Raw genomic sequence first — 6,602 nt, 5'->3', positions numbered from 1 at the left:
GCGGAAGCCTGCGACTTGAGCAGGGCCTGGCGGCCCTGCGGCGGTGCTGACGCACCGCCAGGTGCGGGGGTGCCGCCTGGCGGCGTCACCGTGGGTGGTTGCCCGAGGCTGCGCCTCGGGGCCCGGCTGCGCCGGGCGGGGATGGCTGGGGTTCTTCGCCTGCGGCGAATTCGTTTTCGGGTGACGGCCCCTGGCGGGGCCTCATGTTGATGGGTGGTTTGGCATGGGCCTTCGGCCCGCCGTGGGTGGCGTTGACGATGTGACGCAAATTTCGGGTAGTAGGGCCTCCCCTGCGGGGCGGCCCTACGCGTTGACGATGTGGCGTGAATTTCGGGTAGAAGCCCCTCCCCTGACGGGGAGGGGGATATCCAGCACGGTGTCCGTTGACGATATGGCGCGAATTGCCGACGACAGCGTCTGCCCCGGGACCGGGGCCCCTGCCGGGGCCCACCGCACCGTGCCCCGCCGACGTCGGCCGGCACCCCCTTCCGGGCGCCCGCACCCACTCCCATCCACCCTCGGGGGCGGCCGCCGGGCGCAGCGGGGGCGGCCTGCGGCCGAGGGCCCCGAGCAGGGCTCTCGGCCCGTGCCGGGGCGGGGGTGACAAGAGCTGTCACGGCCCCGCCCCACGCAGGGACACCGCAGTGGCTGCTCGGGGAGCAGCGCGGCACCTTGGCCACGTAGAGGCCAAGGGAGGTGCTCACTCATGCATGCAGCAGTGCCCCGGCCTGGCAGGCCGGGGCACTGGAGGACAGCTGGATCCAACTCGATGCTGGGTGCTGGAGACATTGCTGAGCGAAATCATGAGTGTTGCTTACGACTTCGACCGACAACTCCAGATACTCGGACGGCCTGTCGGCCAAGGGTTCCTTCCATCTCGGGAGAGATCTCTCATCAAATGGCGCGTATTTTATCAAGCTGCTTGAATCATCCATCCGAATCACTTTTCCTTTCCTGTGAAACGCGAACAAAGCAGGAGAATGAAACCAGCACCCAGGGCTAGGAGTACGATGCCTGACGCCATCGGGTTGGACCCAGCTGTCGGAATCTATTATAACAAACACCGTCAACCAGCTTGCCCTACCGCAGAAGTGACGACAACGCAACCACTTTGCCCCGCCTCCAGCGCCCCAGCGAAATACAGGGAACGACCGAAGAAGGCGCAGCGCGGCATCGCACAAAAAGTACCGCCGGAATAACAGGAAGGGGCGCAGGAACACCTGCAGGACGGCCTACGGCCGTGGGCGGGGCGGGCCGAGGCCTGACGGCCCCTCCGGAGAACGGAGAAGGAGCAGCAGGGGATGGGCGCGCGGCGCCCGAGTGGCGGGGAACAAGACACGCAGGGCACGGGGGCCTGCGGCCCCACCGGGCCGCAACAGGGCCGGGTAAGCAGAGCAGGACGGTCCCCTGGGACAGCCAGCACCTGACGGTCCGGCGACCCCCGGACGGCAGCCCGCCCCGCGGCTGTCGCGCCCCCACCACACAGGGGGAACCGGCCATCCACCCACGTCACAGCACACGACAGCAGCCCCGCGACAGGCCAACACGACAGCAGGCGCGACAGCACCCAAACCCGGCCACCGGCCCTGGCAACAGCCCTCCCGAACGCCCTTCAGGGCGGCCTGACGGCCACCCAGCACCACCACCGACGCCCAGGGCGCAGCAACACCGGGACGGCAGGCAGCGCGGTCAAGCCGGGCGCAGCGGAACCGCCGACCAGGACGACAGCCAGGGACCGCGCCCGGGCGCAGCAGGGCGGCGGCGGGACCGCGACGGAGCAGCAGCGGCAAGGCCGCACCAGGACGGCGGCACGACCCGGACGACGGGCCCGGACAGAAACCCGGCAGCGGCCGTGGGTGGCCGGCAACCAGCAGGCGGGCACGCCCCCGACCGGCGGGCACGGCAGCCAGCGCACAGCCCCGACCGCCCCCACCAAACCGAACACCAGCACCTCCAGAATCCCCACCCCCGCAATCCCGAATAGAATTCAGAACACCACCCGGCAACCAACCTATCAAAACTACAGAGAGGAATTAGCGGAGGAATTCATACCCGAATACAGGCCCACAACGCCCCGACCAACCACCCAGCGAGCCGACCCATCCCAACCACCACACACAGTCACCAAACCCCGACCCGGCACCCGCCCGGCCGGCACCCCAACAGGACCAACCAAAGGTCCAGACAACACGGGAAGAAAGGCCATTTCACCCCCACAACCACCAACAGGTCACACCTGCGGCCCTCCGCCGGGTAGAGCCCGGCGCGCAGCACCCGCTCCTCCCACCACGGATCGCCCAGGGCGCAGACCAACGCGGCAACCTGCTCGCGCTTCGTCGGGGCGGGAAGAACCAGTGGGCCCACGTCCCTTGCCGCCCAAGCCTGTTCGCACCAGGGCACTCCCCCAGGGCAGGCCTACCGGCGGGCGCTGGCCCAGGCGGCGGCGAAGTCTTCCAGCGGCGGCAGCGTACGGTGCCACACCCGTTCGAGGGCCGACCGGGCGCTCTCAAGGCGCTCGCACAGGGGGATGCTCATGAGGTGGTCGAGGAGCTGGATCCGGCCCGGCGTTCCGGCCCGGCCCCGGGGGCTGTACCGGGTGAACAGGCGGTGCAGCTGCTCGCGGTCGCGGATTGCGAAGTCCTCCAGGTGGATCGGGTAGGCCGCGTAGTCGGCCTCGCCTTCGGGCAGCGTCGCGACAACCACCGATCGGAGCGCCTTGTAGAGGTCGACGCCGCGGTCCAATGCCGTGTCGTCGGCTGCCCGCTGGTAGATCCGGGAGGCCGCGGCCAGCACGGGGTCCGTCACGGTGACCAGGTCCCACACTCCCGGTCCTGTGGCGAGGTAGACCTCGTCCGGGTGGCCGTCCCCGCCGCAGCACACGGGGCAGTACCGGATGTCGCCGGGGGCCTGCACATCCGAGCCGTGGTGGGTGAGTGCGACGAGCACGTCAGTGGCGGCGCAGGCGGCCTCGCGGCGCAGCCCGGCGGTCATCGCCGTGCACAGGCCGAGGATCGTGTCCGGGTTGTAGGAGGCTTCCCAGGCGGTGGCAAGTTCGCGCCAGGGTGCTGCGAGCCATGGGTTGTCGGTCAGGTCTTCGGGAAGGCCGCCGAAGGTCTCGCTCGCGGCCAGGCACACCCAGGTGACCAGGCGGGTGGTGGCGTCGGCGCTCGCGGCGATCCGTTCCAGCAGGGGGATGCGGCAAGTGGAGCAGCTGTCGAGGGCCGCGTCGTAGAGGCCCGCCACCAGATCGGCGTCGCGCCTGCCCGTGGCGGTCTTCGTCGCGGTTGGTGTGCTGAAGGCGCGCATCCCGTCGCCGGTGTGGTCGTGGTCGTGCAGGGTGCCCGCGGCGACGGACGTGTAGGGTGCGCCGGTGCGCTCCTGGGCCCGGCGGTTGCGGTTCTTGCGGGCGTGACCGCGTGTCATGTGTTCTCGTCTTCCCGCGCTCCGGTCCCATGACCCGATACGCGCGGATCGGCGGCGCACACGGATATCCGAAAGGCGGCTGCGAACCCGCCGTACTGGTCCTGCCGCGCAGTTGATGCAGCACCGCCGGCCACCACGAGCATGGCCGGGCACCTTCGCCGTCGGTGCGCCCTGGTCATGGGCCAAGGCGCAGGGCTTGGGCCGATGCGCTCGGCCAGGAGCCACCGTAGCGGCCGGACACAGCCCGCCGCCATCGAACACGAGAAGCCGTTGTCTTCGGGGCTTGCTCACTTCGGGTGGGCGGGAGAAGGAGGGAACTGCCGTCGGGTTTTGCCGTTCTCCGCGAGGCTGGGCTCATGGTTCCGGGGATCTTCTGTGTGTCTCCTTTCGCCGGGGAAACGGCTTTCTCGTTCCTTGGCCGGGTCGCTGCCCGCTACGGGCTGGACGACGCCGCCCTGTTGACGTCCTGGCGGTGGCACGGCCACCGCCCGCGGCACGAGGGCGGTGCGCTGCGGGCGGATGCCGAGGTGCTGCTGGACGGGGCCGGGCGGCGGGTGCTGGCCGGGTTGTGCGGGGTCGGCGAGGAGGTGTTGGGGCGGGCGCTGCCGGCGTGGGGGCTGGACGACGAGAAGCTGGTCACGCGGACGGGCGGTGGCGGCCCTGGGGCGGCGTGGCGGGTGGGTGGTGCGGTGGTGGGGCCGGTGGCGTTCGGGTGCCGGTCGTGCGCGGCCCGGCGGTCCGGGACGCCGATGCGGGTGATGCGGTACGCGCAGCGGTGGGAGCGGGTGTGTACGCGGCACGGGCGGTGGCTGCTGGACGCAGACGCGGACCAGGCGCTGGAGCATCTGGACCTGCGCGGCCTGCCCGAGGTCGCCGCGGCGCAGCGGCGGTGGGCGCGGGTGGTCCGTCGGGCGGTGCGGGCGGGGACGGGGCCTGGGGAGGTGTTCGGTGTGGCACATGCGGTGGTGTGCCGGTGGTGGGATCTGGCGTTGGAGTGGCCGGACGAGAGGGTGTGGCCCGCGCGGCTGCACGCCCTGGCGGGCGGGGACGCGAGCGGGGACTTCTGGCGGTGGCGGGCGGTGGCGCGGGACGCGGCAGTCTTCCCAGAGGTGGTGGAAGTCGCACGGGCACTGCTGGATCCGGAGATGGCCGAGTTGGCCTGGCAGGACGGCGGGGCCGGGCGGCCCCGGGCGCTGCCGGCGGACGGGGCGTTCTGCCGACGGCTGGGCGAGCGGCTGGGACGCCCGTGGCTGGGGCCGCTGGCCGCGGTCGACTTCGGCGGGCCGCTGATCGCCTGGATGGGCGCGGTGATCCGCCGACGCCGCGGCGTGGCCATGCCGCCCGGTCACCGGGATGGTCTGTGGTGGGTGCGCCGGGAGCTCCAGCCGACGAGCATGGCCGCGCAGCTGCGGGCGCTGACGAAGGAAGCGAGGCTGCCGGGGTCCGGGACGGTGTGGCGCTCGGCGGTAGCGCCCGAGCGTCGCATGCTGATCGACAACCTGCTGGACGACGCGCAGGAGCAACTGGTCCAGCTGCGCGGGGCGCAGCGGGGCAGCAGTGCGGAGGCGGCCGAGCGGCTGCTGAAGGGCCTGGGCTACAGCATCGGCCGGCTGCAGGAGGCGGTGTTGGAGGTCTCGGAGGCGGCGGTGGGAGCCGGGGTGCGGCACGGGGACGTGGCCGCGTGGGCGGGGCTGTCCCCGGGTGCGCTCGCCGAGCTGCTCGGGGCTGATGGCGGGCGGGACGGCAGAGGGGCCTGACGGGTCGTTGGGCTGGGGCAGGCCGGGCGTTGGGCGGTGCTGTGGGATGGGGTGCCGAGCGTGGGGTCGGTGGCGGGGTGTGGGCCCGGGTGAGAACGCGGGTGGGCGTGGAGTGCTCTACCGCACCAGTTCACGGGGTGGGGCGGGAACGGGGAAAGCCGTCCGTGTGGGCGTGTGTGGTGGGTTGGCTGAGAACCGTGAGCGGCGTGGACGGCGCGGGTGGATCCGCGGGCATGGTGGATGTGGATGGGCGGGCGGGGTTCGAGGCGGTGTTCCTCGATCCGGTCGGCCGGGAGGTGCGGCAGCGGTGGGAGGACGCTTGTGTGGCGGTGGCGTTCGAGGACCTGGCGCCGGTGTCCGCGTTCCCGGTCGTGCCGGGGCGCAGGTGGGGGCCGGGGCTGTGGTGGTCGTCCACCACCGGGCGGCACGTGGTCGCCGGGTCGAACGCGATGCGCGCCCAGCTGATGGTCCTGGACCGCGACCCGCAGGTGACCGGGCTGGCGGGGCGGCCGGTGCGGCTGGTGTGGCGCGATGGGCGGGGCCGGGTGCGCTCGTGGGTGCCGCAGTTGTTCGCCCGGTACGCGGACGGCACCGCTCTGCTGGCCGACTGCCCCGGTCACTTGGAGGCGGGAGGTGAGCGGGCGCTGCGTGCCGCGCAGGCGGCCCGGGCGGCGTGCGACCTGGTCGGCTGGCGCTACCGGCGCCTGGAGCCGCTGGATGCGGTGTTCGCGGCGAACCTGAGGTGGCTGGCCGGCTACCGCCACCCCCGCTACCAGGGCCACCCCGAGGTCGCGGACGCGCTGCTGGAGGCGTTCGCGCAGCCGAGGCCGCTCATGGAAGGCGTTCAGGCGGTCGGCAGCCCGATCTCGGTCCTGCCCGCCGTCTTCCACGCCCTGTGGCACGGGCACTTGAGCGCATCGCTGGAGACGCCCCTGCACCAAGGCGTCCTCGTCGGCCCCGGGAACGGGCCGGACGGCGGCGCGAACGCGGACAGGAGAAGCGCTAACAGCAGTGACGCCGGGGAGCACGGCTCGGTGGACTGCCGCGGGCGACATGGCGGGGGGCATCGGGAACCGCCCGGCCGCCGGTTCACGGACGGCCCGGTGGCGGCCGCAGTGGATCCGCCCGCACACGGTGTGGGCGCAATTGGCGGGGGTGCGTGGTGAGTACGGGGACCGGACGTCAGGGCGGGCGGCCGGTGGTGGCCGTCGGCGGTCACGTCGACTTCCAGGGGATCCGGTGGCAGGTCGTGCGCCTGGCCGGACAGCACATCCACTTGGTCTCCGATGGCCGGGAGGAGGTGGTGCTGGCCGGGTACCTGTTCGCTGTGTGGACGATCACGTAATTCCCCATGGCTGCGGTCACGTAATTCCCCAGGGGCCGGCTGGGTAAGGCGGTCCAGGCGGGCCGCCGATGTCAGTC

4 protein-coding genes are annotated in these 6,602 nt (G+C 72.1%); 3 read left to right on the top strand and 1 reads right to left on the bottom strand.

Translation table 11 applies throughout. The annotated features are described in order from the left end of the window. Positions 1 to 2,415 precede the first annotated feature (2,415 nt). Entirely contained in the window at positions 2,416 to 3,423 is a 1,008-nt protein-coding gene (locus ACGF0D_RS43755; RefSeq protein WP_392926104.1) for a hypothetical protein, read from the bottom strand. Between the two features lie 377 nt (positions 3,424 to 3,800). Between ACGF0D_RS43755 and ACGF0D_RS43750 the strand changes: the two genes are divergently transcribed. The 3 genes from ACGF0D_RS43750 (at position 3,801) to ACGF0D_RS43740 (ending at position 6,525) form a co-directional block, all read left to right on the top strand. After that, on the top strand, positions 3,801 to 5,180 hold the full coding sequence (locus tag ACGF0D_RS43750) for a DNA-binding protein (RefSeq protein ID WP_392926102.1): 1,380 nt from the start codon (positions 3,801 to 3,803) through the stop codon (positions 5,178 to 5,180). Positions 5,181 to 5,413: 233 nt separating this feature from the next. Then, a complete protein-coding gene (locus ACGF0D_RS43745; protein WP_392926100.1) occupies positions 5,414 to 6,346 on the top strand; it encodes a TnsA-like heteromeric transposase endonuclease subunit in 933 nt (310 codons plus the stop codon). Further along, complete coding sequence (locus ACGF0D_RS43740) at positions 6,343 to 6,525, top strand: hypothetical protein (protein ID WP_392926098.1); 183 nt, start codon at positions 6,343 to 6,345, stop codon at positions 6,523 to 6,525. The genes ACGF0D_RS43745 and ACGF0D_RS43740 overlap by 4 nt, the downstream gene beginning before the upstream one ends. Positions 6,526 to 6,602 lie beyond the last annotated feature (77 nt).

It is taken from the genome of Kitasatospora sp. NPDC048298, from assembly GCF_043201465.1.
Lineage (GTDB): Bacteria > Actinomycetota > Actinomycetes > Streptomycetales > Streptomycetaceae > Kitasatospora.
This window is presented reverse-complemented; position numbering and strand designations above follow the sequence as displayed.

What these genes read in the sequence shown, in the direction of transcription:
- ACGF0D_RS43755 (WP_392926104.1), bottom strand. Translation starts at nt 3,423, where the DNA reads ATGACACGCGGTCACGCCCGCAAGAACCGCAACCGCCGGGCCCAGGAG.
- ACGF0D_RS43745 (WP_392926100.1), top strand. Translation starts at nt 5,414, where the DNA reads ATGGTGGATGTGGATGGGCGGGCGGGGTTCGAGGCGGTGTTCCTCGAT.